Raw genomic sequence first — 25039 nt, 5'->3', positions numbered from 1 at the left:
GCAGAGTTCCGCAGCTCCAGCCCGCCGGAAAGTATCCCCCGATCGGATTAAGACCAGCCGACATCAGCCACCGCGGCCCACTCGACCCCGCGGGGTGGCAGCACCTCACCCGTGACGAACTCGACCACCGCCGCCCGCAGCTCCGCCACGGTGATGAACGCCTCGGGCGGTAGGGCGGTGTCGCCGGGGTTCCAGGCGTCGTGCACGAGAAGCACGTCATCGCGGCCGGCGTTGCCCAGGGTCCGCCACGAGTAGAGCCGTCGCTGCCTGTCCAGAACGACCAGCACGGCACCAGCCACCTGATGTTCCCGGTTGAACTGAAACCGCAGGTTGGCCGACGGCGCCGACTCACCCTGAGGCGTGAGGTACAGGCTGTGCACCATCGTGTCGTCGCCCGCCGACCCCATCAGCTCCAGCAACGTGACCACCGCGTCCGCATCATCGAACGTGACATTGTGGACCGCGCCACGGAGATAGAACACGCCGGTTGCCTGCAGGTACCGGTCATCCGGGCCGGCGAGGTCGACCCTGGCCAGGTCACGACTGGTGGTCATCGCGCGTTCCCGATCAACTTGACCGAGGGTCGCCCAGCAGTCAGCTCACGGGGCGACCAGACCGCCAGCGTGGCCCCTGCCGGCAGGATGGCCGGAACCATGGCCGCACAGGAGTACGGCTGTTGGCTCTCGGTGCCGCACACTCCGCGAGGAAAATTGATCACCAACACTCCAGCCGAGAGGTTCTGTTCGCGCATCAGCGCAGCCACTTTGGTCTCGACATGATCGACCACGTTGGGGCCGAACCGGTGATTGGACTACACCCACGTCGTACATGGTCGCAAGAACGCGTTCGGAGTTGTCGTCTCGACCGCTTTCGATCCGGTGTGCGGCGCCATCCGCGTCGAAGAACAGACCAGTCGTGATCTTGGCATCAGCGTTCTGAAGCGACGCCAGCTGGGCTGCTGCCCACTCGGCATCGTTCGCAGCGGCATCGATGCCGTCCGGGCAGCTGTCCGCACTGGCACTGTCAGCTTCGGCCTTCGGCCACCAAGACGGCTCGTAACTACATGCGAACCGACCACAGCTCGGTGCGTAAACGAAATTCAGCAGAAGCCAGAGCACAGCGGCCATGACCACGATGCCGGTCAGCGACGAGAGCGCCTTACCGGCGGGTTTCAGCGCCATTCCAGCCCCAACTCGTCGGCACGAGAAGCCTGTTCAGCCGCACCAGCGCATCGGCGCCGAGCTCGGCGAGTCCGCGACGAGCGTAGAGCTTTTCGGGCGCTATCAAGGTCGCTCGGACGGAAGGTGCACCTGTCCGGCTGTCACCCGTTCGGTGAGGTGCCACTGAGAGGCGACCAGTACGGCGCCAGCCTGGACCTCTCAACGCAGCGAAGGGTCCCTTCACTGCACTGGGCGCAGTGAAGGGACCCTTCGCTGCGGTCCAACAGGAGTTAGGGGGCGGTTAGGACCCAGGGGCCGTCTTCGGTTACGGCCACGGTGTGTTCCCAGTGGGCGGCTCGGGAGCCGTCGACGGTGACCACTGTCCAGCCGTCGTCCAGTTCCTGGGTTTCCTCGCCGCCGAGGGTGAGCATCGGCTCGATGGCGATGGCCATGCCGACGCGCAGGCGTGGGCCCTTGCCGGGCTTGCCGAAGTTGGGCAGGAAGGGCTCCATGTGCATGGCTCGGCCGATGCCGTGGCCGCCGTACTCGCGGATGATGCCGTACTGCCGGCCGGCGGCCCGCTCGGCGGCGTGTACCTCGGTCTCCACCGCGTGCGAGATGTCCGTCAGGCGGCCGTCGGGGCGCACGGCGCGGATGCCGGCCTCCATCGCGGCCTTCGTTGCCGCGGACAGGGCCTCGTCGTCGGCACTCTGCTCGCCTACCGGGAGGGTGACCGCCGAGTCGCCGTGCCAGCCGTCCAGGATGGCGCCGCAGTCGACGGAGATCAGGTCGCCGTCGGCGAGGATCTGGGTCGTGCTCGGGATGCCGTGCACGATCTGCTCGTTGACCGAGGCGCAGATGCTGGCCGGGAAACCCCGGTAGCCCTTGAAGCTGGGCACCGCGCCGGCCTCGCGGATCACCTGTTCGGCGATCTGGTCGAGCTCCTCGGTGCTCACGCCGGCCCGTACGGCCTTGGCGACCTCACCGAGGGCGGTCGCGACCACCAGGCCGGCGGCCCGCATCGCCTCGATCTCGGCCGGTGCTTTCAGCTCGATCATCCGGCCGCGCCACGACTGGATGGACAGCCGTAACCCGTCGAGCAGACCACCACGGGTCACGTCCGATCGCGCAGCGCGTTCAGCACCCGGGTGGTGATCTCCTCGACCTCGCCGACGCCGTCCACGGTGAGCAGGATGTCGCGGTAGTAGTCGAGCAGCGGCGCGGTCTCCGAGCGGTAGACGCCCTGGCGGTGGCGGATGACGTCCTCGTTGTCATCCGCCCGGCCGCGGGAGAGCAGCCTGCCGACGACGACCTCCTCGTCGACCTCCAGCTGGACCACCGCGTCGAGCTTCTTGTCGACCTCGGCCAGGTACTTGCCGAGCACGTCGGCCTGGCCGATGTTGCGCGGGAAACCGTCGAGCAGGAAACCGCCGCCGTTGATGTCCGGCTCACCGAGACGCTCGACGACCAGCTGGTTGGTCACCTCGTCCGGCACGAGCTGGCCGGAGTCGAGGTACTGCTTGACACTGCGGCCCAGCTCGGTCTGATCGTTGATGTGTGCCCGGAACAGCTCCCCGGTCGAGATGTGCGGGATCGAGAGCTTCTCGCTCAGTACGGCCGCCTGGGTGCCCTTGCCCGCACCCGGCGGACCAACGAGGAGAAGTCGTGTCACTTGAGGAACCCTTCGTAGTTGCGCTGCATCAGCTGGCTCTCGATCTGCTTGACCGTGTCAAGACCGACGCCAACCATGATCAGTACGGCGGTTCCACCGAACGGGAAGTTCTGGTTCTGGCCGTCTCCGGTGATGTCGAGGAAGAAGTTCGGCAGCACGGCGATGATGCCGAGGTAGATCGACCCGGGCAGGGTGATCCGGCTCAGCACGAAGCTGAGGTACTCGGCGGTCGGCCGGCCTGGGCGGATGCCCGGGATGAAGCCGCCGTACTTCTTCATGTCGTCAGCACGCTCAGTCGGGTTGAACTGGATGCTGATGTAGAAGTACGTGAAGAAGATGATCAGCGCGAAGTAGGTCAGGATGTGCACCCAGTCGCTCTGACTCGTCAGGTGGTCGGCCACGAAGCGCGCCCACCAGCTGTTCGAGTCACCTGCCAGCTTGGTGATCAGGTCCGGCAGGTAGAGCAGCGAGGACGCGAAGATGATCGGGATGACGCCGGCCTGGTTGACCTTCATCGGCAGGTAGGTCGAGGTGCCGCCGTACATCCGGCGGCCGACCATGCGCTTGGCGTACTGCACCGGGATGCGGCGCTGGCCCTGCTCGAGGAACACGACACCGACGATGATCAGCAGCCCGAAGATGCAGACGATGGTGAACACGAGGCCACCGGAGTTCTGCAGGATGTTGCCACCCTCGGCCGGGATGCGGGCCGCGATGTTGACGAACATCAGCAGCGACATGCCGTTGCCGATACCGCGCTCGGTGACCAGCTCGCCGAACCACATGATGAGCGCGGTGCCCGCGGTCATCGTGATGACGATCATGATCAGGTCGAACGTGGTGCCGCCGGGGATGATCGGGTCCGGGCACTCACCGAAGAGCTGGCCGCGGTCGGCCATCGCCACGATGCCGGTCGCCTGCAGTACCGCGAGACCGATGGTCAGGTAGCGGGTGTACTGCGTGAGCTTGCCCTGGCCGGACTGGCCCTCCTTGTGCAGCTGCTCGAAACGCGGGATGACCACGCGCAGCAGCTGAATGATGATGCTCGCGGTGATGTAGGGCATGATCCCCAGCGCGAACACCGAGAGCTGCAGCAACGCACCGCCGCTGAACAGGTTCAGCAGCTGGTAGATGCTCTGGTCGTCGACCCCGTCGATGCACTTCTGGATATTGGGGTACGAGACCCCGGGCGAGGGCAGCATCGCCCCGACGCGGTAGACCGCGATGATTCCGAGGGTGAAAAGGATCTTGCGGCGCAGGTCCGGCGTCGCGAGAGCCGAGCGGAAGGCGCTGAGCACGCAGGAACCTCCTCGGCGTCACCGGCGCTCCTGCCGGTGATCGACTTTGCCGGTTGTTACCCCGGCCGGAACATAAAGACTGACCGCCAGAGTCCTGGCAAGCCAGTACCGCTACGGAGGGCATTCCACCCGAAGCGTGTCAACGACTCTAACAGCACAGCAAGCAGTGCTTGCACCCCCTTGGCGTTGCCGGACTTCCCACACCGCGGGTAGTCCGTTCGGTCCAGCGACCGAACCCGCCGCCTCCGGGGCGACACCGGCACCGTGCGCTCGTGAACACCGATCGAGACTGTGCACCACGAGCGCCGCTACCAGCGCGAACACTTCTAGCCAACCAACCGAAGACGGCCAGCAGGGCACACCCTGCCGGCCGTCCGGTTGGCTGTCGTCGCTCGTTACAGCGTGGTGGCCGAGCCGCCGGCCGCGCCGAGCTTCTCCGCCGCGCTCTTGGAGAACGCGTGCGCCGTGACGTCCAGCTTCACGTCGGCCAGGTCGCCGTCGCCGAGCACCTTCACGAGCTGGTTCTTGCGCACCAGACCGTTCTCGACCAGCTCAGCGACCCCGATCGAGCCACCCTCCGGGAAGACCCGGACGATGTCGGCGAGGTTGACCGGCTGGTACTCGGTGCGGAAACGGTTCTTGAAGCCGCGAAGCTTCGGCAGCCGCATGTGGATGGGCATCTGGCCGCCCTCGAAGCGCGCCGGCACGTTCTTGCGTGCCTTGGTGCCCTTCGTACCGCGACCGGCGGTCTTGCCGCCCTTGCCACCCTCACCGCGGCCGACGCGGTGCTTGTCCGTCTTCGCGCCAGGCGCGGGACGAAGGTGATGGATCTTGATGGCCATCAGTCGTTGACCTCCTCGACGGTCACCAGGTGGCGAACCGTGTGGATCAGGCCGCGGACCTCCGGGGTGTCGTCCCGGACGGTGGACTGGCGGATCTTCCGCAGGCCCAGCGTCCGCAGCGACTCACGGTGGTTGCGCTTGGTCCCGATCGTGGAGCGGATCTGAGTCACCTTGAGCTGTGCCATGGCTGACTCACACCCCCTGACCAGCGACCCGCGCCCGCAGCATGCCAGCGGGGGCAACGTCCTCCAGCGGCAGGCCACGGCGAGCCGCGACCTCCTCCGGACGCTGCAGACCCTTCAGCGCCGCCACGGTGGCGTGCACGATGTTGATCGCGTTGTCGCTACCGAGCGACTTGGACAGCACGTCGTGCACCCCGGCGCACTCCAGCACGGCACGCACCGGGCCACCGGCGATGACGCCGGTACCGGCACTGGCCGGACGAAGAAGCACGACGCCGGCGGCCCGCTCGCCCTGAATCGGGTGCGGGATGGTGCCGGCGATCCTCGGGACCTTGAAGAAGTTCTTCTTCGCTTCCTCAACACCCTTGGCGATCGCGGCCGGCACCTCCTTGGCCTTGCCATAGCCGACCCCGACCATGCCGTCGCCGTCGCCGACCACGACCAGCGCGGTGAAGCTGAACCGGCGACCACCCTTCACGACCTTGGCGACCCGGTTGATGGCCACCACGCGCTCGAGGTGCGGGGTCTTGTCCTGGGCCGCCCCGCCACGGCCACCGTCGCGACGGTCCCTGCGGTCGCGGCGATCCCCACGGTTGTCGCCGCGGTTGTCACCGCCCTGACCGCCCTGGTGGCCGCCGCCGAATTGCCGCGTACGTCCCGGCATCAGGCGATCCTTCCCGTGATGATGTACATGTTCAGAACTCCAACCCGGCTTCCCGGGCGGCGTCGGCGAGCGCCGCGATCCGGCCGTGGTAGTCGCTGCCACCCCGGTCGAACACGACCTTCGTCACGCCTGCGCTCTTGGCCCGGTCGGCCACCAGCGCGCCGACCTTGGCCGCACGGGCCTTCTTGTCGCCGTCCATCGCCCGCACGTCCGCCTCCAGGCTGGAGGCCGACGCGAGCGTGTGCCCGGCGAGGTCGTCGACCAGCTGGACGACGATGTGCCGCGAGGACCTGGTCACCACCAGACGGGGGCGCTCCACGGTGCCGCTGACCTTCTTGCGGACCCGGAAGTGCCGGCGCTTCTTGGCGATCCGACGCCTGGTGGAGATGTCCCTGCCAACAGGCTTGCGCTTGGTCGCAGTCGCTTCGCTCATGTCACTTACCCGTCTTTCCGACCTTGCGGCGGATCTTCTCGCCCGCGTAGCGCACGCCCTTGCCCTTGTACGGGTCGGGCTTGCGCAGCTTGCGGATGTTGGCGGCGACCTCACCGACGCGCTGCTTGTCGATCCCCTTGACGGAGAACTTGGTCGGCCCGTCGACGGTGAAGGTGATGCCCTCCGGCGGCGTGACCTTGACCGGGTGGCTGAAGCCGAGCGAGAACTCCAAGTCCGAGCCCTTGAGCAGCACGCGGTAACCGACGCCGTGGATCTCGAGCTTCTTCTCGTAGCCGTCGGTCACCCCGACCACCAGGTTGTTCACCAGCGAACGAGTGAGGCCGTGCAGCGCGCGGCTGCGACGCTCGTCGTCCGGGCGCTTGACGGCCAACGTGCCGTCGTCCTCGCGCTCGACGGTGATCGGCTCGGCGACCGTGTGTGCGAGGTTCCCCTTGGGGCCCTTGACGCTGATCAGCTGACCGTCGATCGTCACATCCACTCCGGATGGGACCGTGATCGGCAGCTTTCCGATGCGAGACATGTGTGAATACCCCCCGTCACCAGACGAAGGCGAGGACTTCCCCGCCCATCCGCTGCTTGCCGGCCTGGCGATCGGTGAGCAGGCCGGCGGACGTGGAGATGATCGCCACGCCCAGCCCGCCAAGCACCTTCGGCAGGTTGGTCGACTTCGCGTACACCCGCAGACCCGGCTTGGACACCCGGCGAAGGCCCGCGATGCTGCGCTCGCGGTTCGGGCCGTACTTCAACTCGACGACGAGGTTCTGGCCCTTCTCACCGTCCACGGCGCGGTAGCCGGAGATGTAACCCTCGCGCTGGAGGATCTCCGCGATGTTCGCCTTGAGCTTGGAGTGCGGCAGCACGACCTCGTCGTGGTACGCCGAGTTGGCGTTGCGCAGACGAGTCAAGAAGTCTGCGATCGGGTCGGTCATCGTCATGGTGACCTGTCAACCTTTCTCGCCATGGTTCCCCACCAGTGACTGGCAGTGGGCCTGTGGCGATTTTTCTTGTGCTTTACCAGCTGGACTTGTTCACGCCGGGCAGCTCGCCGCGGTGGGCCATCTCGCGCAGGCACACCCGGCAGAGGCCGAACTTGCGGAACACCGCACGCGGACGACCGCACCGCTGGCACCGGGTGTAGCCCCGGACCTTGAACTTGGGCTTCTGCGCGGCCTTGTGGACCAGAGCTTTCTTGGCCATGGGCTCAGTTCTCCCTGAACGGGAAGCCCAGACGCCGCAGCAGCGCCTGACCCTCCTCGTTGTTGATCGCGGTGGTGACGATGGTGATGTCCATACCGCGCGGACGATCGATCGAGTCCGGGTTGATCTCGTGGAACATCGACTGCTCGTTGAGACCGAAGGTGTAGTTGCCGTTGCCGTCGAACTGCTTGGGCGACAGGCCCCGGAAGTCACGGATACGCGGCAGCGCAATCGTCAGCAGCCGGTCGAGGAACTCCCACATCCGGTCGTTGCGCAGCGTCACCTTGGCGCCGATCGGCATGCCCTCACGCAGCTTGAACTGCGCGATGGACTGGCGCGCCCGGCGGATCTGCGGCCGCTGGCCGGTGATCAGCGACAGGTCGCGAACCGCGCCCTCGATGAGCTTGCCGTCGCGGGCGGCGTCGCCGACACCCATGTTGACCACGGTCTTGACCACGCGGGGGACCTGCATCGCGTTGTCGAAGGAGAAGTCCTCCCGCAACCCGGGCACGATCTCCTCGCGGTACCTGGTCTTGAGCCGAGGCACCAGCTTTTCAGTGGTGGTCATCAGATCTCCTTGCCGGTCCGGCGCGAAACCCGCACCTTCCGGCCCTCGTCGTCGAACGTGTAGCCGACGCGGGTCGGCTTGCCGTCCGAGTCGACCAGCATCACGTTGCTGACGTGGATCGACGCCTCCTGGGTGACGATCCCACCGGTCTGCGCACCGCGCTGGGTCTGGCTGATCCGGGTGTGCTTCTTGATCCGGTTCACGCCCTCGACCAGGATGCGCTGGGTGCTCGGGTAGGCCTGGATGACCTTGCCCTTCGCGCCCTTGTCCTTGCCGGCGATCACCTGAACGGTGTCACCCTTCTTAATCTTCATGCTCAGAGCACCTCCGGGGCCAGCGAGATGATCTTCATGAACTTCTTGTCGCGCAGCTCGCGACCGACCGGTCCGAAGATGCGGGTCCCGCGCGGCTCGTTGTCCGGCTTGATGAGCACGGCGGCGTTCTCGTCGAACCGGATGTAGGACCCGTCCGGGCGCCTGCGCTCCTTGGAGGTGCGAACGATGACCGCCTTGACGACGTCACCCTTCTTCACCCCGGCGCCGGGCATCGCGTCCTTGACGGTGGCGACGATGATGTCGCCGATTCCCGCGTAGCGACGCGCGGAACCGCCGAGCACCCGGATGCAGAGAATCTCCTTCGCACCCGTGTTGTCGGCGACGCGCAGTCGCGACTCCTGCTGAATCACTTTGCCCTCTCCAAGATCTCCACCAGCCGCCAGCGCTTGGTGGCCGACAGCGGACGGGTCTCCATCAGCAGCACGCGGTCGCCGACGCCGGCGGTGTTCTCCTCGTCGTGCGCCTTGACCTTGACCGTGGACCGCAGCACCTTGCTGTAGCGCGGGTGCTTCTTGCGGTCCTCGAGCGAGACCACGATCGTCTTGTTCATCTTGTCGGACACGACCAGGCCCTCGCGGACCTTGCGCCGGCCGCGCGTCTTCTCAGTCTCAGTTGTCTCGCTCATGCGGCACCCTCATCACTGGAAACCTCGTCCGGCGACACCGAAAGTCCCAGCTCACGCTCACGCATGACCGTGTAGATCCTGGCGATGTCGTGCCGGACCGTGCGGAGCCGGCGGTTGTTGTCCATCTGCCCGGTGGCCATCTGGAACCGAAGGTTGAACAGCTCCTCCTTCGACTCCCGCAGACGCAGCACCAGCTCTTCGTCGTTGAGCTCGCGCATCTCCGACGCCTGAGTCCCGGCGGCCATCAGAAGTCACCACCCTCACGCGTGACGATGCGGCACTTCATCGGAAGTTTGTGGATCGCACGGGTCAGTGCCTCGCGAGCCACGGTCTCGTTCGGGAAGCTCAGCTCGAACATCACCCGACCTGGCTTCACGTTCGCGATCCAGTGCTCAGGCGAGCCCTTGCCGGAACCCATGCGGGTCTCAGCCGGCTTCTTCGTCAGCGGACGGTCGGGGAAGATGTTGATCCACACCTTGCCGCCACGACGGATGTGCCGGTTGATGGCGATACGAGCGGACTCGATCTGCCTGTTCGTCACGTAGGCCGGCGTGAGCGCCTGGATCCCGAACTCACCGAAGGTGACCCGGGTACCGCCCTTTGCCGCACCACCACGCTTGGGGTGGTGCTGCTTGCGGTGCCTGACCTTGCGTGGGATGAGCACTGCTCAGCCCTCCCCGTTAGCGTTGGACGCGTTGCTGGCGTCGGCCCCGTTCACCGAAGGGGCCTGCGACGCCGTCTCAGCGGGCTCCACCGCACTGGCCTCTGCCGCCGCGCGGCCGGCCTCGGTGCTGGTTGCCGTGGTGCCGGACGAACCGGAACGACGGGCCCTGGTCGGCCGCTCCCGCCGCGGCGCGCGGTCCTGCGGCGCCTGCGAACGGGACTCGACCTCACGCCGGCCACCGACCACGTCGCCCTTGTAGATCCACACCTTCACGCCGATCCGGCCGAACGTGGTGCGGGCCTCGAAGAAGCCGTAGTCGATGTCGGCACGCAGCGTGTGCAGCGGCACCCGACCCTCGCGGTAGTGCTCGGAGCGGGACATCTCGGCGCCGCCGAGACGACCGCCGCACTGCACGCGGATGCCCTTGACCTGCGGGCTGCGCATGGCCGACTGGATGGCCTTGCGCATCGCGCGCCGGAAGGACACCCGGTTGGACAGCTGCTCGGCGGTCACCTGGGCGACCAGCTGAGCGTCGGCCTCCGGGTTCTTCACCTCGAGGATGTTCAGCTGCACCTGCTTGCCGGACAGCTTCTCCAGCTCGCCCCGGATGCGGTCGGCCTCCGCGCCGCGCCGGCCGATGACGATGCCCGGCCGGGCGGTGTGGATGTCGACCCGGACCCGGTCGCGGGTGCGCTCGATCTCCACCTTCGAGATCCCGGCGCGCTCCATGCCCTTCGAGAGCAGGCGACGGATCTTGACGTCCTCTGCCACGTATTCCGCGTACTGCTTGTCGGCATACCAGCGGGACTTCCAGTCAGTGGTGATCCCGAGCCGGAAGCCGTGCGGGTTGATCTTCTGACCCACTAGCTGGCACTCCTCTTCGCACTGGACTTACGGCTCTTGGCAGCCGCCTTCTTCGGCTCCGGCCGCGGCCGTGACTCCACCTCGACGGTGATGTGGCTGGTCCGCTTCCGGATCCGGTACGCCCGGCCCTGTGCCCGCGGCCGGAACCGCTTGAGCGTCGGGCCCTCGTCCACGTACGCCGCGGTGACCCAGAGGGTCTCCGGGTCGAGGTCGAGGTTGTTCTCGGCGTTGGCCACGGCGCTCGCGAGCACCTTGGCCACCGGCTCGCTGGCCGCCTGCGGCGAGTACCGCAGCACGTTGAGCGCCTCATCAGCACTACGGCCCTTGATGAGCTCAACCACCCGGCGCACCTTCATTGGCGTGGCGCGGACGTAGCGAGCTCGAGCAATCGCGCGCGGAAGCTCCTCCTGCGCGGTCGCGTCACTCATCGCTTACTCCCTTGTCCCTAGCGCCTGCGCGCCTTGCGGTCGTCCTTCACGTGGCCCTTGAAGGTGCGGGTTGGGGCGAACTCGCCCAGCTTGTGCCCGACCATCGACTCCGAGATGAACACGGGGACATGCTTACGGCCGTCGTGCACCGCGATGGTGTGGCCAAGCATGTCCGGGATGATCGTCGACCTGCGAGACCAGGTCTTGATCACGGTCTTCTTGCCGGACTCGTTGAGCGCGTCCACCTTCTTGAGCAGGTGGTCGTCGACGAACGGGCCCTTCTTCAAACTCCTAGGCATCTGTCACTCCCTCCTGCTCTTAGCGCTTCTTACCGGTCCGGCGACGACGAACGATCAGCTGATCGCTCGGCTTGCCCTTGCGGCGGGTACGGCCCTCCGGCTTGCCGGCCGGGTTCACCGGGTGGCGACCGCCGGAGGTCTTGCCCTCACCACCACCGTGCGGGTGGTCCACCGGGTTCATGGCGACACCACGGACGGTCGGGCGCTTGCCCTTCCACCGCATCCGGCCTGCCTTGCCCCAGTTGATGTTCGCGTGGTCGGAGTTGCCGACCTCGCCGACCGTGGCCCGGCAGCGGACGTCCACGTTGCGGATCTCGCCCGATGGCATCCGCAGCTGGGCGAACCGGCCTTCCTTGGCGACCAGCTGGACGCGGGTGCCGGCGGAGCGGGCGATCTTGGCCCCGCCGCCCGGCCGCAGCTCGATCGCGTGGATCACGGTGCCGACCGGGATGTTGCGCATCGGCAACGCGTTGCCCGGCTTGATGTCCGCGCCCGGCCCGTTCTCCACCCGGTCGCCCTGGCGAAGCTTCTCCGGCGCGATGATGTACCGCTTCTCGCCGTCCGCGTAGTGCAGCAGCGCGATGCGGGCGGTCCGGTTCGGGTCGTACTCGATGTGCGCGACCTTGGCCGGCACACCGTCCTTGTCGTGCCGCCGGAAGTCGATCAACCGGTACGCGCGCTTGTGGCCGCCACCCTTGTGCCGGGTGGTGATCTTGCCGTGCACGTTCCGGCCGCCCCGCCCGTGCAACGGGCGGACCAGCGACTTCTCCGGCTCCGAGCGGGTGATCTCGGCGAAGTCGGAGACGCTCGAGCCACGACGCCCAGGCGTCGTCGGCTTGTACTTGCGAATGCCCATCTCTACGCAGTCCCTCTAGGTCTCTACTCGCCGGCTCAGGCCGGGCCGCCGAAGATCTCGATCGGCTTGCTCTCGGCCGAGAGCGTCACGATCGCTCGCTTGGTGTCCTTGCGCTTGCCGTAACCGGTGCGGGTGCGCTTGCGCTTGCCCTGCCGGTTCAGCGTGTTCACGCTCACCACCTGGACGCCGAACACCTTCTCGACCGCGATCTTGATCTGGGTCTTGTTGGCGCCAGGAGCCACGACGAACGTGTACTTGTTCTCCTCGAGCAGCCCGTAGGACTTCTCGGAGATCACCGGCGCGAGCAGTACGTCGCGGTGGTCGGGGATCACTGGTCGTCCTCCTTACGCTGCGAGGGCGGCAACTGGAAGCCGGCCTGCTCGGCGTCCTCGGCACTGGCGAACCAGACCTCGGCCTCGGTGCGGTTGTAGAACGAGGTGCCCGGCAGGTGGTACAGCTTCGAGCTCTCGTTGCCCTTGACCGGGAACCCGTCCGGCTCCGAACCGTCGCCGAGCGCGGCGTGGCTGCCGGCGCCGTAGGGCGCCTGCTCGACCTCGCCCGAGCGGGCGGAGGCCTTGGCGCGGCCCCTGGCCGGGCCCTCGAGGAAGGCCGTGAGCGCGCTCTTGGTGAACACCACGTCGTCGTTGACCAGCACGTCGTAGGTGTTGAGCTGGTCTGGCCAGATCGTGTGCACGGTCTGCAGGTTGCGCACCGACTTCCAGCCGGTCTGCTCACCGCGGGTGAGCACGACCAACAGGTTGCGCGCCTCGCTGACCGTGCCCAGGAACGTGCGGGCGGACTTGGTGGACGGCGTGTCGCCGTCGACCAGGTCGGTCACCACGTGCACCTGGCCGGCGCGGGCCCGGTCGGAGAGGGCACCGCGCAGCGCGGCGGCCTTCATCTTCTTGGGCGTGCGCTGCGTGTAGTCGCGCGGCGTCGGGCCGTGCACGATGCCACCACCGGCGAACTGGGGCGCGCGGGTCGAGCCCTGACGGGCGCGGCCGGTGCCCTTCTGCCGGTAGGGCTTCTTGCCACCGCCGCGGACGTCGCCGCGGGTCTTGGTGGAATGCGTGCCCTGCCTGGCCGCGGCCTGCTGGGCCACGACCACCTGGTGCATCAGCGCGATGTTGGCCTGTACGTCGAAGATCTCGGCGGGCAGTTCGACGGTGCCGTCGATGGTGCCTGCCGGAGTCTTGATCTCCACCGTCATGGTCACTTCGCATCACCCTTCACGGCGGTCTTGAGGAACACCACGCCGCCCTTGGGCCCCGGGATCGCGCCCTTGACCAGGATCAGGCTCTCCTCGGCGTCCACCTGGTGGACCGTGAGGTTCTGCGTGGTGACCCGGACGTGGCCCATGCGGCCAGCCATGCGCAGGCCCTTGAACACCCGGCCGGGGGTGGCGCAGCCACCGATCGAGCCGGGCGAGCGGTGCTTGCGCTGGGTGCCGTGCGAGGCGCCGAGGCCCTTGAACCCGTGGCGCTTCATCACCCCCGCGGTGCCCTTGCCCTTGCTGGTGCCGGTCGCGTCGACCACGGCGCCGGGCTCGAACACCTCGACGGTGATCTCCTGCCCGAGCTCGTAGGTGTCGGCGTCGGTCGTGCGCAGCTCGGCGAGGAAGCGGCGCGGAGTCACGCCCGCCTTCTCGAAGTGGCCGGTGCGCGGCTTGTTCACCTTGCGCGGGTCAATGGCGCCGAACGCCAACTGAACCGCCCCGTACCCGTCGTTGTCCTGGGAGCGGACTTGGGTGACCACGTTGGGGCCGGCCTTGACGACGGTCACCGGGACGATCCGGTTGTTCTCGTCGAAGACCTGGGTCATCCCGAGTTTGGTACCCAGGATCCCTTTTATCTGCCGGTCAGACATTGGTGCTCAGGCCTCACTGAATGTTGACGTCGACGCTGGCCGGAAGGTCGATGCGCATGAGCGCGTCGACGGTCTTCGGCGTGGGGTCGAGGATGTCGATCAGACGCTTGTGCGTGCGCATCTCGAAGTGCTCGCGCGAGTCCTTGTACTTGTGCGGCGAGCGGATGACGCAGTACACGTTCTTCTCGGTGGGCAGCGGCACCGGCCCGACGACCCGAGCGCCCGTGCGGGTAACCGTCTCCACGATCTTGCGCGCGGACGCGTCGATCGCCTCGTGGTCGTAGGCCTTGAGCCGGATGCGGATCTTCTGTCCCGCCATGGTGGCTTGCCGTCCTTGTCTTTATGACTCGTGCCGCTCCGGTCCACGCGGTCGGGTGTGTCGCGCCCTAGGCACAGACCGGCCCCTTGGACTTGAGTCCCTCGGGAGTGGTCATGATGGCCCGTCAGCGGCATACCACCGCCCTCGGACCGTGCTCGAACGCGGCTGGCCGCGACGAGCAACCTGTCAAGGATGACACACGCTGATGTGCCACCCGAAACCGGGGGCCCCCAGGTCCATGACCCAGGGGCCCCCGGCGGGAAAACTACTTGAGGATGTTGGTGACGCGACCCGCGCCGACCGTCCGGCCACCCTCGCGGATGGCGAACCGCAGACCCTCGTCCATGGCGATCGGCTGGATCAGGTTGACCGTCATGGAGGTGGAGTCACCCGGCATGACCATCTCGGTGCCCTCGGGGAGGGTCACCACGCCGGTCACGTCGGTGGTGCGGAAGTAGAACTGCGGGCGGTAGTTGTTGAAGAACGGCGTGTGCCGGCCACCCTCGTCCTTGCTCAGAATGACGACCTGAGCCTCGAACTGGGTGTGCGGCGTGGTGGTGCCGGGCTTCACGACGACCTGACCGCGCTCGACGTCCTCACGCTTGATGCCGCGCAGGAGCAGACCCACGTTCTCACCGGCGCGCGCGTCGTCGAGGATCTTGCGGAACATCTCGACGCTGGTGACGGTGGTCTTCTGAGCCTTCTCCTTGATGCCGACGATCTCGACCTCTTCCATCGGCTTGAGGACACCGCGCTCGACGCGACCGGTGACCACGGTGCCGCGGCCGGAGATCGTGAACACGTCCTCCACCGGCATCAGGAAGGGCTTGTCGATGTCGCGCGGGGGCTCGGGGATGTTGTCATCCACCGCGTCCAGCAGCTCGATGACCTTCTCGCCCCACTCGGCGTCGCCCTCGAGCGCCTTGAGCGCCGAGACCCGGACCACGGGCAGGTCGTCACCGGGGAACTCGTACTCGGTCAGCAGCTCGCGGACCTCGAGCTCGACCAGCTCCAGGATCTCCTCGTCGTCCACCATGTCGGCCTTGTTCAGGGCCACCACGATGTAGGGCACACCGACCTGGCGGGCCAGCAGCACGTGCTCCTTGGTCTGCGGCATCGGACCATCGGTCGCGGCGACCACGAGGATCGCGCCGTCCATCTGGGCGGCACCGGTGATCATGTTCTTGATGTAGTCCGCGTGACCAGGGCAGTCGACGTGCGCGTAGTGCCGCTTCTCGGTCTCGTACTCGATGTGCGCGATCGAGATCGTGATACCGCGCTGCTTCTCCTCCGGCGCCTTGTCGATCTCGTCGAACGGCGTGAAGGGGTTCAGGGTGGGGTACTTGTCGTGCAGAACCTTGGAGATTGCCGCGGTCAGCGTGGTCTTCCCATGGTCAATGTGACCAATGGTCCCGATGTTGACGTGCGGCTTGGTCCGCTCGAACTTCGCCTTCGCCACTTCTCTCGTCCTCCTGGACTTGTATCTCTCCGCCGTCTTGTTTTACGACGACAGCTAAATGGGGTCAGTTGTGCGGAACCATAGAGGGCGCTACCCACGCAGCCCGCACCGGATTAGTTATTCGCCGGTTGCCTTGGCGATGATCTCCTTCGCGACGTTCGTTGGAACCTCCGCGTAGGAGTCGAACTGCATGGAGTAGTTCGCCCGCCCCTGGGTCCGAGAACGCAGGTCGCCGACATATCCGAACATCTCCGACAGCGGTACCAGTGCCTTGACGATCCGGGCACCACTGCGCTCGTCCATGGCCTGGATGTGGCCACGGCGAGAGTTCAGGTCGCCGATGACATCGCCCATGTAGGTCTCGGGCGTGGTCACCTCGACCGCCATCATCGGCTCGAGCAGCACCGGGCTCGCCTGCCGGGCGGCCTCCTTGAGCGCCATGGAACCGGCGATCTTGAAGGCCATCTCGGAGGAGTCCACCTCGTGGTAGGCACCGTCGAGCAGGGTGAGCTTGATCCCGACCAGCGGGTAGCCGGCCAGCACGCCGTACTGCATGGCGTCCTGGGCGCCGGCGTCCACCGACGGGATGTACTCGCGCGGCACGCGGCCACCGGTGACCTTGTTCTCGAACTCGTAGAGCGCGCCGTCCGTCGTGGCCAGCGGCTCGAGCTTGATGATCACCTTCGCGAACTGGCCGGAGCCACCCGTCTGCTTCTTGTGGGTGTAGTCGTGCTTGGCGACCGTCTTGCGGATCGTCTCGCGGTAGGCCACCTGCGGCTTGCCGATGTTGGCCTCGACCTTGAACTCCCGGCGCATCCGGTCGACCAGGATGTCCAGGTGCAGCTCGCCCATGCCGGCGATGATCGTCTGACCCGTCTCATCGTCCTGGTTGACCCGGAAGGTCGGGTCCTCCTCGGCGAGCTTCTGGATCGCGGTCGACAGCTTGTCCTGGTCAGCCTTGGTCTTCGGCTCGATGGCCACCTGGATGACCGGCTCCGGGAAGGTCATCGACTCGAGGACGATCTTCTCGTTCGGGTCGCACAGGGTGTCGCCGGTGGTGGTGTCCTTCAGTCCGATCACCGCGTAGATGTGACCGGCGAGGGCCTCCGTGACCGGGTTCTCCTTGTTGGCGTGCATCTGGAAGATCTTCCCGATGCGCTCCTTGCGGTCCTTGGTCGAGTTGATGACCTGGGCGCCGGCGGCGACCTTGCCCGAGTAGACCCGGACGTAGGTGAGCTTGCCGAAGAACGGGTGCACGGCGATCTTGAAGGCCAGCGCCGAGAACGGCTCCGAGGTCTCCGGCTTGCGGTAGGCCTTGGTCTCGCCATCCATCAGCAGGCCCTCGACCGGCGGCAGGTCCGTCGGCGCGGGCAGGTAGTCGATCACCGCGTCGAGCATGGGCTGGACGCCCTTGTTCTTGAACGCCGAGCCACAGAGCACCGGGTAGGCGGTGCCCTCGTTGACGATCTTGCGGAGGCCCTGCTGGATCTGCTCGACGGTGAGTTCCTCACCCTCGAGGTAGGCCGCCATCAGCTCGTCGTCGGTCTCGGCGACGGCCTCGATCAGCTGCTCGCGGTATTCGTTGGCCTTCTCGACGAGGTCGGCCGGGATCTCCTCGACCGCGTAGTCCTCACCCTTCTGGACCTCACCACGCCAGGTCAGCGCTCGCATGTTCACCAGGTCGACGACCCCGATGAACTCGCTCTCGGCACCGATCGGCAGCTGGACAGGCAGGGGCTTCGCGCCAAGACGCTCGGAGATGGTGCGGATGGTGTAGTAGAAGTCCGCGCCGAGCTTGTCCATCTTGTTGACGAAGCAGATGCGCGGGACGTCGTACTTGGTGGCCTGCCGCCAGACCTGCTCGGACTGCGGCTCGACCCCCTCCTTGCCATCGAAGACCGCGACCGCGCCGTCGAGCACCCGGAGGTTGCGCTCCACCTCGACGGTGAAGTCGACGTGTCCCGGGGTGTCGATGAGGTTGATCTGGTGGTCCTTCCAGAAACAGGTCGTCGCGGCGGACGTGATCGTGATGCCGCGCTCCTGCTCCTGCTCCATCCAGTCCATGACGGCCGCGCCGTCGTGCACCTCGCCGATCTTGTAGCTGATCCCGGTGTAGAACAGGATCCGCTCGGTCGTCGTGGTCTTGCCCGCGTCGATGTGGGCCATGATCCCGATGTTGCGGACCTTGGCCAAGTCGGTAAGCACGTCCTGTGCCACGGGTGTCTTCCCCTGTCTCAATAGCGTTTTGGTGCGGCCGAGCTTGGTGGGCCGGCTCAAACCACCTGGCGCGTCACCAGCGGTAGTGAGCGAAGGCCTTGTTGGACTCCGCCATCTTGTGCGTGTCCTCGCGGCGCTTCACGCTCGCCCCGAGGCCGTTGCTCGCGTCGAGCAGCTCGTTCATCAGCCGCTCGGTCATGGTCTTCTCCCGGCGCTGCCGCGAGAAGTTGACCAACCAGCGCAGCGCCAGCGTGGTCGAGCGCCCTGGCTTGACCTCGATCGGCACCTGGTAGGTGGCGCCACCGACGCGGCGGCTCTTCACCTCGATGGTCGGCTTCACGTTGTCCAGCGCACGCTTGAGCGTGACCACCGGATCGGTGCCGCTCTTGTCGCGCGCGCCTTCCAGTGCCTGGTAGACGATCTTCTCGGCGACAGAGCGCTTTCCGTCCCGCAGCACCTTGTTGACCAGCTGGGTGACCAGCGGGGAGCTGTAGACCGGGTCGGAGATCAGCGGCCGCTTGGCGGCAGGACCCTTGCGGGGCATCTCAGCTCTTCTCCTTCTTCGCGCCGTACCGGCTGCGAGCCTGCTTGCGGTTCTTCACGCCCTGCGTGTCCAGCGAGCCACGGATGATCTTGTAGCGGACGCCGGGCAGGTCCTTCACCCGGCCACCGCGGACCAGGACCATCGAGTGCTCCTGCAGGTTGTGGCCCTCACCCGGGATGTAGGCCGTGACCTCGATGCCACTGGTCAGCTTGACGCGCGCGACCTTGCGCAGCGCGGAGTTCGGCTTCTTGGGGGTGGTGGTGTACACGCGGGTGCACACGCCACGCCGCTGCGGGCTTCCCTTGAGGGCCGCAGTCTTCTGCTTGGCGACCTTGTCCTGGCGGCCCTTACGGACCAGCTGCTGGATCGTGGGCATGGACCGGCTTTCTTCTATCGGGTGTCGCTACTGCGTTGGGCGGTGCTGCTGGTCGTTCTGTCCGGCCCCGCCGTATCACGAGGTCGGGCGTGTCGCCCTTCCTCATAACGCTCGCGCAGGATTGAATCATCCCTACGAGGCTCGGAAGGAACTCCGCGGTTACTGCCGGGTGTCCACTAGCTGGAGTGGACCTCCGCGCATAGGCACGCGGATTGACCCGACCTAGGCCGGGCGCGAGTACCCAAGATACCCTTCGCCCAGGAGGCGGTCAAAACCGGGGTGACCTCGACGTCGGTCGAGGATCCAGCGACCTGCTACCCAGGCTATACGCAGCGACGCGACGCCCGCCCGCCGAGTGCTCCGACGGAGACCTGGCCATCATCTCGTGCCAGCCGATCGGCTGGCACAACGCGGTCTCACCGATGATGGCCAGCAGTCGCACCGGCTTCTGGCGTTGCACGAGAATGTCGTGCCGGGCAGTGGCAGAAACGTGACGTTCACCACCAAACACGTCATCGACGGTAGCGGCCTGCATGTCAGCGCTCCGGGCGGACGCTGGGCGCTGCGGTTCGTCAACCGCCATGTCACGGCCGACTGGAATCCGCACACCCTCGGCGTGTTCGACCCGCGCGCACTGACCGACCTCGCCGCCGCCCTGCTCACCGGCCAGGCCAGCCACACCGACGGGCGACCACCGTCAATCCCAACCCAATGCCCAGCCGACGCCAAGTGGCTGACATCGGCCATGGGCGAGGTCGCTCAGCACCTCTCCTCGTCCCGAAGCCGGCTGATCAACTCGCCGGCGTCGGAACCCGCCGGCGCACTGACCGTCGGCATGAGGAACGGCCTCGGGGGTGTCACCCAACCCTCCGCCACCAGATCACTCAGGTCCGCCGACACCACGGCCGGGACGATTCGAGCGATGGGCTTGCCGCGTTTGGTGATCACCAGGGATTCGCCTGCTTGGACGCGCGCGAGGATGCCGGCAGTGTGCTGGCGGAGTTCACGGATGGAGACCTGTTCCACACCGGCCATTTTACTACCGCATGTAGTACTTACATTCGGTGTCACTCGACCTGGTGAGACGCTGGGCCGGCGGGTCAACTCGTTGACCGATTGTCGCCAGCGGGGCACCGCCCGGGTGGACAACGTGGCGGGCATGTCCGCGTTTGTTCAACCACTGGCCACGGCGCGACCATCACCCACGACGGCGTCCGGCGTCGACGGTGTCGCCGACGCCGGACCTCGAACCTCACATTCCGCAGGTGGGTGCCGACCAGAACTGGCCGGAGCGGTGCGCGACGTGGGTGTGGTCGTCGTGGCCCGGGTAGCCAGGGCCGAGGATCTCGGCGAACCCGTGGTTGCGGGCCTGCAGGGCGAGGCCACAGAAGCCCTGCGCGCCGGCGCCGAGGTCGACGGCGTCGCCGTAGAGGTGGCGGCTGTTCGCGGCGCCGCCGACGGCGCTGTTGCATGCCTCGCTGCGGAAGGCGCCGTTCACGACGATCGGCCGGTCGCCCATGGCGTGGCGCATGGCCTGGAGCTTCCACATCGACACGAGGGCGTTGGCCCGCGCGTCCGCCGCGGACACCCGGCCGCCGGACCAGTCGGCGTTGCAGTTGTTCAGCTCGTCGAAGGTGAAGTTGACCGGCGAGCAGTCGTCGTCCTGGAGCTCGTAGATCTTCCCGAAGGTGGCCGGGCCGGCGACGCCGTCCGCGCCGAGGCCGTAGGCCTCCTGGAAACGCGTCACCGCGGCCTTGGTGGCCGGGCCGTACGCGCCGTCGAGACCGAGCACACCGCCGTGGCCGGGGTAGCCGGCGACCCGGATCTGCAACTGGCGCACGTCGTCGCCGGACGCGCCCTCGGACAGGGAGCGGTTCCAGGTGTAGCAGCCGTCTGCGGCCTCGACCGCTGTCGACGCGTCGGCCGGCGCGGCCGGAGCCGGGTCGGCCGCGGCCGGCGCGGTAAGGACGAACGCCGCGGCGGCGAGAGCCGGTAGAAGGAGAAGTTTCTTCATGGGCCACCTCTCGTGCAGGAGGAGAAGGGTGAACGCACGGAGCGTGGCGAAGGCCGACCGGAATGGTCAATGAATCACGACATATTACCCATATTTGGGGGAAGGTAACCGTCCGGGTGGATCACGCCGATCGGCGCTTGACAACCACCCGCGAAACGAAGGAGCCCCCGACGAAACGTCGAGGGCTCCTTCGTTGTCGCGCTGACTAGCGGTAGTCCCGGCCGAAGTCGTAGTCGTCCAGGGGGACGGCTGCGCCCGTGCCGGTACCGAACACGTCCGGGGTGTAGTAACCGTCGTCGTAGCTCGGGATCGCGTACGCGGCGACCCTGGCCTCCTCGGTCGGCTGCACCTGGATGTTGCGGTACTTGTTGATGCCGGTCCCCGCGGGGATCAGCTTGCCGATGATCACGTTCTCCTTGAGGCCGACGAGCTTGTCGGAACGGCCGTTGATGGCCGCGTCCGTCAGCACCCGCGTGGTCTCCTGGAACGACGCCGCCGACAGCCACGAGTCCGTGGCCAGCGACGCCTTCGTGATGCCCATCAGCACCGGACGGCCAGAGGCCGGCTCGCCACCGGCCGCGACCACGCGCCGGTTCTCCGACTCGAACTCCGCCCGCTCGACCAGCGCGCCGGGCAGGAACTCCGCGGCACCCGAGTCGAGGATCGTCACCCGACGCAGCATCTGCCGGACGATGACCTCGATGTGCTTGTCGTGGATCGACACACCCTGGGCCCGGTACACCTTCTGGACCTCGTCCACCAGGTGCAGCTGGGCCTCGCGCGGCCCCATGACCCGCAGGACCTCGTGCGGGTCCGGCGTGCCCTCGAGCAGCTGCTGGCCGACCGACACGTGGTCGCCGTCGGCGAGCGGGCCGCTCAGGGTGACCGCGAGGCGCTGACGCTTCGACAGCTTGTCGAAGACGATCTCCTCGCTGCCGTCGTCCGGGATCAGCGTGATCTTCCAGAACCGGTCGCCGTCCTCGATCCGCACGCGGCCGTCGACGTCGGCGATCGGCGCCTTGCCCTTCGGCTGACGGGCCTCGAACAGCTCCTGGACACGCGGCAGACCGGTGGTGATGTCGTCACCGGCGACGCCACCCTGGTGGAACGTGCGCATCGTGAGCTGGGTACCCGGCTCACCGATGGACTGCGCCGCCACGATGCCGACCGCCTCGCCGACGTCCACCAGCTGGCCGGTCGCCATGGACCGGCCGTAGCAGGTGGCGCACACACCGACCGCGGACTCGCAGGTCAGCACGCTGCGGACCTTGGCCTTCGTGACACCGGAGGCGACCAGCTTCTCGATCGCCGGGTCGCCGAGGTCGTCACCGCGGTTGAGCAGGACGTTGCCGTCCGCATCGGTGATCTCCTCGGCCAGCGAGCGCGCGTAGACACTGGTCTCCACGTGCTGGTCACGCATGATCGTGTTGTCCGGACCGGGCTCGCCGATGGTCATGTTGATGCCACGGGTCGTGCCACAGTCGATCTCGCGCACGATGACGTCCTGCGAGACGTCCACCAGACGCCGGGTCAGGTAACCCGAGTCGGCGGTGCGCAGCGCGGTGTCGGCCAGGCCCTTGCGGGCACCGTGCGTGGCGATGAAGTACTCCACCACCGACAGGCCCTCACGGAAGTTGGCCTTGATCGGCCGCGGGATGTACTCACCCTTCGGGTTGGACACCAGACCACGCATGCCGGCCAGCGACCGGACCTGGGTCATGTTGCCCGCCGCGCCCGACTTCACGATCAACGGGATCGGGTTGTCGTCGGGGAAGTTGGCCTCCATGGCCTCGGCGACCTCTTCTGTCGCCTGGCCCCAGACCTTGACCAGCTCGTTGTTGCGCTCCGTGTGGGAGAGCTGACCGCGCTGGTACCGCTTCTCGACGGCGTCGGCCTTCTGCTCGTAGGAGTCCAGGATCTGCTGCTTGTTCGGCGGCACCACCACGTCGGAGATCGCGATGGTGACCCCGGAACGGGTCGCCCAGTGGAAGCCGGCGTCCTTCAGCTTGTCCAGCGTCCGCGCCACGGTGACCATCGGGTACCGCTCGGCGAGGTCGTTCACGATCGCCGCCTGCCGCTTCTTGGGCATCGGCTCGTTCATGAACGGGTAGTCCTCGGGCAGGAGGTCGTTGAACAGCACCCGGCCAAGCGTCGTGGACGCCAGCCACTGCTGCCCCGGCTCCCAGCCTTCCGGCTTGTCCGCGGGCGACGGCGCCCGGTCGGAGACCCGGACCTTGATCGGCGACTGCAGGTCGATCACCTTGCGGTCGTAGGCCATGATGGCCTCGGCCGGCGAGGAGTACGCGTGACCGGCGCCGAGGCCGTCCTCCTTGAGCCGGGTCAGGTGGTAGAGCCCGGTCACCATGTCCAGTCGCGGCATGGCCAGCGGACGGCCGGACGCCGGCGACAGGATGTTGTTCGAGGACAGCATCAGGATCCGCGCCTCGGCCTGGGCCTCGGCCGACAGCGGCAGGTGCACCGCCATCTGGTCACCGTCGAAGTCGGCGTTGAACGCCTCACAGACCAGCGGGTGCAGCTGGATGGCCTTGCCTTCCACCAGCTGCGGCTCGAAGGCCTGGATGCCGAGGCGGTGCAGCGTCGGCGCGCGGTTGAGCATCACCGGGTGCTCGGTGATGACCTCTTCCAGCACGTCCCACACGGCCGGCCGGGCGCGCTCCACCATCCGCTTGGCGGACTTGATGTTCTGCGCGTGGTTCAGGTCGACCAGCCGCTTCATCACGAACGGCTTGAACAGCTCCAGCGCCATCGCCTTGGGCAGACCGCACTGGTGCAGCTTCAGCTGCGGGCCGACCACGATGACCGAACGGCCCGAGTAGTCGACGCGCTTGCCGAGCAGGTTCTGCCGGAACCGGCCCTGCTTGCCCTTGAGCAGGTCCGACAGCGACTTCAGCGGCCGGTTGCCGGGGCCGGTGACCGGACGGCCGCGGCGGCCGTTGTCGAACAGCGCGTCGACGGCCTCCTGCAGCATCCGCTTCTCGTTGTTCACGATGATCTCGGGCGCGCCGAGGTCGATCAGCCGCTTGAGCCGGTTGTTCCGGTTGATCACGCGGCGGTACAGGTCGTTCAGGTCGGACGTGGCGAACCGGCCACCGTCGAGCTGGACCATCGGCCGCAGGTCCGGCGGGATCACCGGGATGCAGTCCAGGACCATGCCCATCGGCGAGTTGCTGGTGTGCGCGAACGCCGCGACGACCTTGAGCCGCTTGAGCGCGCGGAGCTTCTTCTGCCCCTTGCCGTTGCGGATCGTGTCGCGCAGGTTGTCGGCCTCGGCGTCGACGTCGAAGTCGGCGGCCAGCCGCTGGATCGCCTCGGCGCCCATCGAGCCGGTGAAGTAGTCGCCGTAGCGGTCGATCAGCTCGCGGTAGAGCACCTCGTCGGCGATCAGCTGCTTGATGTCCAGCTTGGTGAAGGTGGTCCAGATCTCGTCGAGCCGGTCCAGCTCACGCTGGGCGCGGTCGCGGAGCTGGCGCATCTCCCGCTCGCCGCCCTCCTTGACCTTGCGGCGGACGTCGCTCTTGGCGCCCTCCTCCTCGAGCGCGGCGAGGTCGGCCTCGAGCTTCTGCGCCCGGCCCTCGATGTCCGCGTCGCGGCGGTTCTCGACCTGCTTGCGCTCGACCCCGATCTCGCTCTCCAGGGTCGACAGGTCGTTGTGGCGCAGCTCGGTGTTCACCGAGGTGATCACGTAGGCGGCGAAGTAGATGATCTTCTCGAGATCCTTCGGCGCCAGGTCGAGCAGGTAGCCGAGGCGCGACGGCACGCCCTTGAAGTACCAGATGTGGGTGACCGGCGCGGCCAGCTCGATGTGGCCCATCCGCTCCCGGCGCACCTTGGCGCGGGTGACCTCGACGCCACAGCGCTCACAGATGATGCCCTTGAACCGGACGCGCTTGTACTTGCCGCAGTAGCACTCCCAGTCCCTGGTCGGACCGAAGATCTTCTCGCAGAAGAGTCCGTCCTTCTCGGGCTTGAGGGTGCGGTAGTTGATGGTCTCGGGCTTCTTCACCTCACCGAAGGACCACTGACGGATGTCGTCCGCCGTGGCCAGGCCGATGCGAAGCTCGTCAAAGAAGTTGACGTCCAACACGTCGGGACTTCCCCTTTGTTCGTTGAAGCCG

At 67.0% G+C, this 25039-nt stretch carries 33 protein-coding genes; all 33 read right to left on the bottom strand.

Annotated features, from left to right (window positions below):
* Nucleotides 1-47: 47 nt before the first annotated feature.
* A complete protein-coding gene (locus tag ACYVIP_RS19040; RefSeq protein WP_460398027.1) occupies nucleotides 48-554 on the bottom strand; it encodes an Imm1 family immunity protein in 507 nt (168 codons plus the stop codon).
* Nucleotides 551-751: a DddA-like double-stranded DNA deaminase toxin gene (locus tag ACYVIP_RS19035; RefSeq protein WP_460398228.1), complete on the bottom strand. Its 201-nt coding sequence runs from the start codon at nucleotides 749-751 to the stop codon at nucleotides 551-553. The genes ACYVIP_RS19040 and ACYVIP_RS19035 overlap by 4 nt, the downstream gene beginning before the upstream one ends.
* Before the next feature lie 699 nt (nucleotides 752-1450).
* A complete protein-coding gene (map, locus tag ACYVIP_RS19030; RefSeq protein WP_460398225.1) occupies nucleotides 1451-2218 on the bottom strand; it encodes a type I methionyl aminopeptidase in 768 nt (255 codons plus the stop codon).
* A gap of 56 nt (nucleotides 2219-2274) precedes the next feature.
* Nucleotides 2275-2832 (bottom strand): adenylate kinase, encoded by a 558-nt coding sequence (locus ACYVIP_RS19025; protein ID WP_460398025.1) that lies wholly within the window; start codon nucleotides 2830-2832, stop codon nucleotides 2275-2277.
* Complete coding sequence (gene secY, locus ACYVIP_RS19020) at nucleotides 2829-4130, bottom strand: preprotein translocase subunit SecY (protein WP_460398023.1); 1302 nt, start codon at nucleotides 4128-4130, stop codon at nucleotides 2829-2831. Before secY ends, ACYVIP_RS19025 begins: the two co-directional genes overlap by 4 nt.
* Nucleotides 4131-4525: 395 nt before the next feature.
* A complete protein-coding gene (gene rplO / locus ACYVIP_RS19015) occupies nucleotides 4526-4975 on the bottom strand; it encodes a 50S ribosomal protein L15 (RefSeq protein ID WP_460398223.1) in 450 nt (149 codons plus the stop codon).
* Complete coding sequence (rpmD, locus tag ACYVIP_RS19010; protein ID WP_460398021.1) at nucleotides 4972-5157, bottom strand: 50S ribosomal protein L30; 186 nt, start codon at nucleotides 5155-5157, stop codon at nucleotides 4972-4974. Before rpmD ends, rplO begins: the two co-directional genes overlap by 4 nt.
* A gap of 7 nt (nucleotides 5158-5164) precedes the next feature.
* Nucleotides 5165-5818 carry a 30S ribosomal protein S5 gene (rpsE, locus tag ACYVIP_RS19005; RefSeq protein ID WP_460398019.1) on the bottom strand — a complete coding sequence of 218 codons (654 nt, stop codon included), beginning with the start codon at nucleotides 5816-5818 and terminating at the stop codon, nucleotides 5165-5167.
* Between the two features lie 31 nt (nucleotides 5819-5849).
* Nucleotides 5850-6251, bottom strand: a complete 402-nt coding sequence (rplR, locus tag ACYVIP_RS19000; protein WP_460398017.1) for a 50S ribosomal protein L18 — start codon at nucleotides 6249-6251, stop codon at nucleotides 5850-5852.
* Between the two features lies 1 nt (nucleotide 6252).
* Nucleotides 6253-6792 (bottom strand): 50S ribosomal protein L6, encoded by a 540-nt coding sequence (rplF, locus tag ACYVIP_RS18995; protein WP_460398015.1) that lies wholly within the window; start codon nucleotides 6790-6792, stop codon nucleotides 6253-6255.
* A gap of 16 nt (nucleotides 6793-6808) precedes the next feature.
* A complete protein-coding gene (gene rpsH, locus ACYVIP_RS18990; protein ID WP_460398013.1) occupies nucleotides 6809-7207 on the bottom strand; it encodes a 30S ribosomal protein S8 in 399 nt (132 codons plus the stop codon).
* 76 nt (nucleotides 7208-7283) lie between these two features.
* The gene (locus ACYVIP_RS18985; RefSeq protein WP_075126570.1) at nucleotides 7284-7469 is read right to left on the bottom strand and encodes a type Z 30S ribosomal protein S14; all 186 of its coding nucleotides are present in this window, start codon (nucleotides 7467-7469) and stop codon (nucleotides 7284-7286) included.
* A gap of 4 nt (nucleotides 7470-7473) precedes the next feature.
* Complete coding sequence (gene rplE / locus ACYVIP_RS18980) at nucleotides 7474-8037, bottom strand: 50S ribosomal protein L5 (protein WP_460398011.1); 564 nt, start codon at nucleotides 8035-8037, stop codon at nucleotides 7474-7476.
* Nucleotides 8037-8351: a 50S ribosomal protein L24 gene (gene rplX / locus ACYVIP_RS18975; RefSeq protein ID WP_460398009.1), complete on the bottom strand. Its 315-nt coding sequence runs from the start codon at nucleotides 8349-8351 to the stop codon at nucleotides 8037-8039. Before rplX ends, rplE begins: the two co-directional genes overlap by 1 nt.
* A 2-nt stretch (nucleotides 8352-8353) precedes the next feature.
* Nucleotides 8354-8722, bottom strand: coding sequence for a 50S ribosomal protein L14 (gene rplN, locus ACYVIP_RS18970; protein ID WP_460398007.1), 369 nt, complete (start codon nucleotides 8720-8722; stop codon nucleotides 8354-8356).
* Nucleotides 8719-8997: a 30S ribosomal protein S17 gene (gene rpsQ, locus ACYVIP_RS18965; RefSeq protein ID WP_460398005.1), complete on the bottom strand. Its 279-nt coding sequence runs from the start codon at nucleotides 8995-8997 to the stop codon at nucleotides 8719-8721. The genes rplN and rpsQ overlap by 4 nt, the downstream gene beginning before the upstream one ends.
* Nucleotides 8994-9242, bottom strand: coding sequence for a 50S ribosomal protein L29 (gene rpmC, locus ACYVIP_RS18960; protein WP_460398003.1), 249 nt, complete (start codon nucleotides 9240-9242; stop codon nucleotides 8994-8996). Before rpmC ends, rpsQ begins: the two co-directional genes overlap by 4 nt.
* Nucleotides 9242-9661, bottom strand: a complete 420-nt coding sequence (gene rplP, locus ACYVIP_RS18955) for a 50S ribosomal protein L16 (RefSeq protein ID WP_460398001.1) — start codon at nucleotides 9659-9661, stop codon at nucleotides 9242-9244. The genes rpmC and rplP overlap by 1 nt, the downstream gene beginning before the upstream one ends.
* Before the next feature lie 3 nt (nucleotides 9662-9664).
* The gene (gene rpsC / locus ACYVIP_RS18950) at nucleotides 9665-10525 is read right to left on the bottom strand and encodes a 30S ribosomal protein S3 (protein WP_460397999.1); all 861 of its coding nucleotides are present in this window, start codon (nucleotides 10523-10525) and stop codon (nucleotides 9665-9667) included.
* Nucleotides 10525-10953, bottom strand: coding sequence for a 50S ribosomal protein L22 (gene rplV / locus ACYVIP_RS18945; RefSeq protein ID WP_460397997.1), 429 nt, complete (start codon nucleotides 10951-10953; stop codon nucleotides 10525-10527). Before rplV ends, rpsC begins: the two co-directional genes overlap by 1 nt.
* A gap of 17 nt (nucleotides 10954-10970) precedes the next feature.
* Entirely contained in the window at nucleotides 10971-11252 is a 282-nt protein-coding gene (gene rpsS, locus ACYVIP_RS18940) for a 30S ribosomal protein S19 (protein WP_075126579.1), read from the bottom strand.
* A 19-nt stretch (nucleotides 11253-11271) separates the two neighbouring features.
* Nucleotides 11272-12108 (bottom strand): 50S ribosomal protein L2, encoded by an 837-nt coding sequence (gene rplB / locus ACYVIP_RS18935; RefSeq protein ID WP_460397995.1) that lies wholly within the window; start codon nucleotides 12106-12108, stop codon nucleotides 11272-11274.
* A gap of 35 nt (nucleotides 12109-12143) precedes the next feature.
* Nucleotides 12144-12440 carry a 50S ribosomal protein L23 gene (rplW, locus tag ACYVIP_RS18930; protein ID WP_460397993.1) on the bottom strand — a complete coding sequence of 99 codons (297 nt, stop codon included), beginning with the start codon at nucleotides 12438-12440 and terminating at the stop codon, nucleotides 12144-12146.
* Entirely contained in the window at nucleotides 12437-13318 is an 882-nt protein-coding gene (gene rplD / locus ACYVIP_RS18925; RefSeq protein WP_460398221.1) for a 50S ribosomal protein L4, sunset domain variant, read from the bottom strand. The genes rplW and rplD overlap by 4 nt, the downstream gene beginning before the upstream one ends.
* A gap of 2 nt (nucleotides 13319-13320) precedes the next feature.
* A complete protein-coding gene (rplC, locus tag ACYVIP_RS18920; RefSeq protein ID WP_460397991.1) occupies nucleotides 13321-13974 on the bottom strand; it encodes a 50S ribosomal protein L3 in 654 nt (217 codons plus the stop codon).
* Nucleotides 13975-13987: 13 nt separating this feature from the next.
* Nucleotides 13988-14293, bottom strand: a complete 306-nt coding sequence (rpsJ, locus tag ACYVIP_RS18915; RefSeq protein ID WP_003938093.1) for a 30S ribosomal protein S10 — start codon at nucleotides 14291-14293, stop codon at nucleotides 13988-13990.
* A gap of 265 nt (nucleotides 14294-14558) precedes the next feature.
* Entirely contained in the window at nucleotides 14559-15752 is a 1194-nt protein-coding gene (gene tuf / locus ACYVIP_RS18910) for an elongation factor Tu (protein ID WP_460397987.1), read from the bottom strand.
* Nucleotides 15753-15869: 117 nt separating this feature from the next.
* Nucleotides 15870-17969 carry an elongation factor G gene (fusA, locus tag ACYVIP_RS18905; protein ID WP_460397985.1) on the bottom strand — a complete coding sequence of 700 codons (2100 nt, stop codon included), beginning with the start codon at nucleotides 17967-17969 and terminating at the stop codon, nucleotides 15870-15872.
* Between the two features lie 73 nt (nucleotides 17970-18042).
* On the bottom strand, nucleotides 18043-18513 hold the full coding sequence (rpsG, locus tag ACYVIP_RS18900; protein WP_460397983.1) for a 30S ribosomal protein S7: 471 nt from the start codon (nucleotides 18511-18513) through the stop codon (nucleotides 18043-18045).
* A gap of 1 nt (nucleotide 18514) precedes the next feature.
* The gene (gene rpsL, locus ACYVIP_RS18895) at nucleotides 18515-18889 is read right to left on the bottom strand and encodes a 30S ribosomal protein S12 (RefSeq protein ID WP_030473471.1); all 375 of its coding nucleotides are present in this window, start codon (nucleotides 18887-18889) and stop codon (nucleotides 18515-18517) included.
* Between the two features lie 759 nt (nucleotides 18890-19648).
* Nucleotides 19649-19915, bottom strand: coding sequence for a type II toxin-antitoxin system Phd/YefM family antitoxin (locus tag ACYVIP_RS18890; protein ID WP_460397981.1), 267 nt, complete (start codon nucleotides 19913-19915; stop codon nucleotides 19649-19651).
* 226 nt (nucleotides 19916-20141) lie between these two features.
* On the bottom strand, nucleotides 20142-20903 hold the full coding sequence (locus tag ACYVIP_RS18885) for a D-Ala-D-Ala carboxypeptidase family metallohydrolase (protein WP_460397979.1): 762 nt from the start codon (nucleotides 20901-20903) through the stop codon (nucleotides 20142-20144).
* Nucleotides 20904-21108: 205 nt separating this feature from the next.
* Nucleotides 21109-25008 carry a DNA-directed RNA polymerase subunit beta' gene (locus tag ACYVIP_RS18880; RefSeq protein WP_460397977.1) on the bottom strand — a complete coding sequence of 1300 codons (3900 nt, stop codon included), beginning with the start codon at nucleotides 25006-25008 and terminating at the stop codon, nucleotides 21109-21111.
* Nucleotides 25009-25039 lie beyond the last annotated feature (31 nt).

It is taken from the genome of Actinophytocola sediminis (assembly GCF_054779715.1).
The sequence above is the reverse complement of the archived record's forward strand: the minus strand, read 5'-3'. Positions and strand labels throughout refer to the sequence as shown.

Excerpts from the sequence above, each read along its gene's own strand:
- ACYVIP_RS19035 (WP_460398228.1), bottom strand. The coding sequence starts at position 751 with ATGCGCGAACAGAACCTCTCGGCTGGAGTGTTGGTGATCAATTTTCCT.
- rpmD (WP_460398021.1), bottom strand. The coding sequence starts at position 5,157 with ATGGCACAGCTCAAGGTGACTCAGATCCGCTCCACGATCGGGACCAAG.
- ACYVIP_RS18985 (WP_075126570.1), bottom strand. The coding sequence starts at position 7,469 with ATGGCCAAGAAAGCTCTGGTCCACAAGGCCGCGCAGAAGCCCAAGTTC.
- rplV (WP_460397997.1), bottom strand. The coding sequence starts at position 10,953 with ATGAGTGACGCGACCGCGCAGGAGGAGCTTCCGCGCGCGATTGCTCGA.
- rpsH (WP_460398013.1), bottom strand. The coding sequence starts at position 7,207 with ATGACGATGACCGACCCGATCGCAGACTTCTTGACTCGTCTGCGCAAC.
- rplX (WP_460398009.1), bottom strand. The coding sequence starts at position 8,351 with ATGAAGATTAAGAAGGGTGACACCGTTCAGGTGATCGCCGGCAAGGAC.
- ACYVIP_RS18885 (WP_460397979.1), bottom strand. The coding sequence starts at position 20,903 with ATGAAGAAACTTCTCCTTCTACCGGCTCTCGCCGCCGCGGCGTTCGTC.
- rpsJ (WP_003938093.1), bottom strand. The coding sequence starts at position 14,293 with ATGGCGGGACAGAAGATCCGCATCCGGCTCAAGGCCTACGACCACGAG.
- rpmC (WP_460398003.1), bottom strand. The coding sequence starts at position 9,242 with ATGGCCGCCGGGACTCAGGCGTCGGAGATGCGCGAGCTCAACGACGAA.
- rplF (WP_460398015.1), bottom strand. The coding sequence starts at position 6,792 with ATGTCTCGCATCGGAAAGCTGCCGATCACGGTCCCATCCGGAGTGGAT.
- rplC (WP_460397991.1), bottom strand. The coding sequence starts at position 13,974 with ATGTCTGACCGGCAGATAAAAGGGATCCTGGGTACCAAACTCGGGATG.
- rpsG (WP_460397983.1), bottom strand. The coding sequence starts at position 18,513 with ATGCCCCGCAAGGGTCCTGCCGCCAAGCGGCCGCTGATCTCCGACCCG.
- rpsE (WP_460398019.1), bottom strand. The coding sequence starts at position 5,818 with ATGCCGGGACGTACGCGGCAATTCGGCGGCGGCCACCAGGGCGGTCAG.
- rpsL (WP_030473471.1), bottom strand. The coding sequence starts at position 18,889 with ATGCCCACGATCCAGCAGCTGGTCCGTAAGGGCCGCCAGGACAAGGTC.
- rplD (WP_460398221.1), bottom strand. The coding sequence starts at position 13,318 with ATGACGGTGGAGATCAAGACTCCGGCAGGCACCATCGACGGCACCGTC.
- rpsS (WP_075126579.1), bottom strand. The coding sequence starts at position 11,252 with ATGCCTAGGAGTTTGAAGAAGGGCCCGTTCGTCGACGACCACCTGCTC.
- rplR (WP_460398017.1), bottom strand. The coding sequence starts at position 6,251 with ATGAGCGAAGCGACTGCGACCAAGCGCAAGCCTGTTGGCAGGGACATC.
- map (WP_460398225.1), bottom strand. The coding sequence starts at position 2,218 with ATGATCGAGCTGAAAGCACCGGCCGAGATCGAGGCGATGCGGGCCGCC.
- ACYVIP_RS19040 (WP_460398027.1), bottom strand. The coding sequence starts at position 554 with ATGACCACCAGTCGTGACCTGGCCAGGGTCGACCTCGCCGGCCCGGAT.
- rpsQ (WP_460398005.1), bottom strand. The coding sequence starts at position 8,997 with ATGAGCGAGACAACTGAGACTGAGAAGACGCGCGGCCGGCGCAAGGTC.
- rplE (WP_460398011.1), bottom strand. The coding sequence starts at position 8,037 with ATGACCACCACTGAAAAGCTGGTGCCTCGGCTCAAGACCAGGTACCGC.
- rplB (WP_460397995.1), bottom strand. The coding sequence starts at position 12,108 with ATGGGCATTCGCAAGTACAAGCCGACGACGCCTGGGCGTCGTGGCTCG.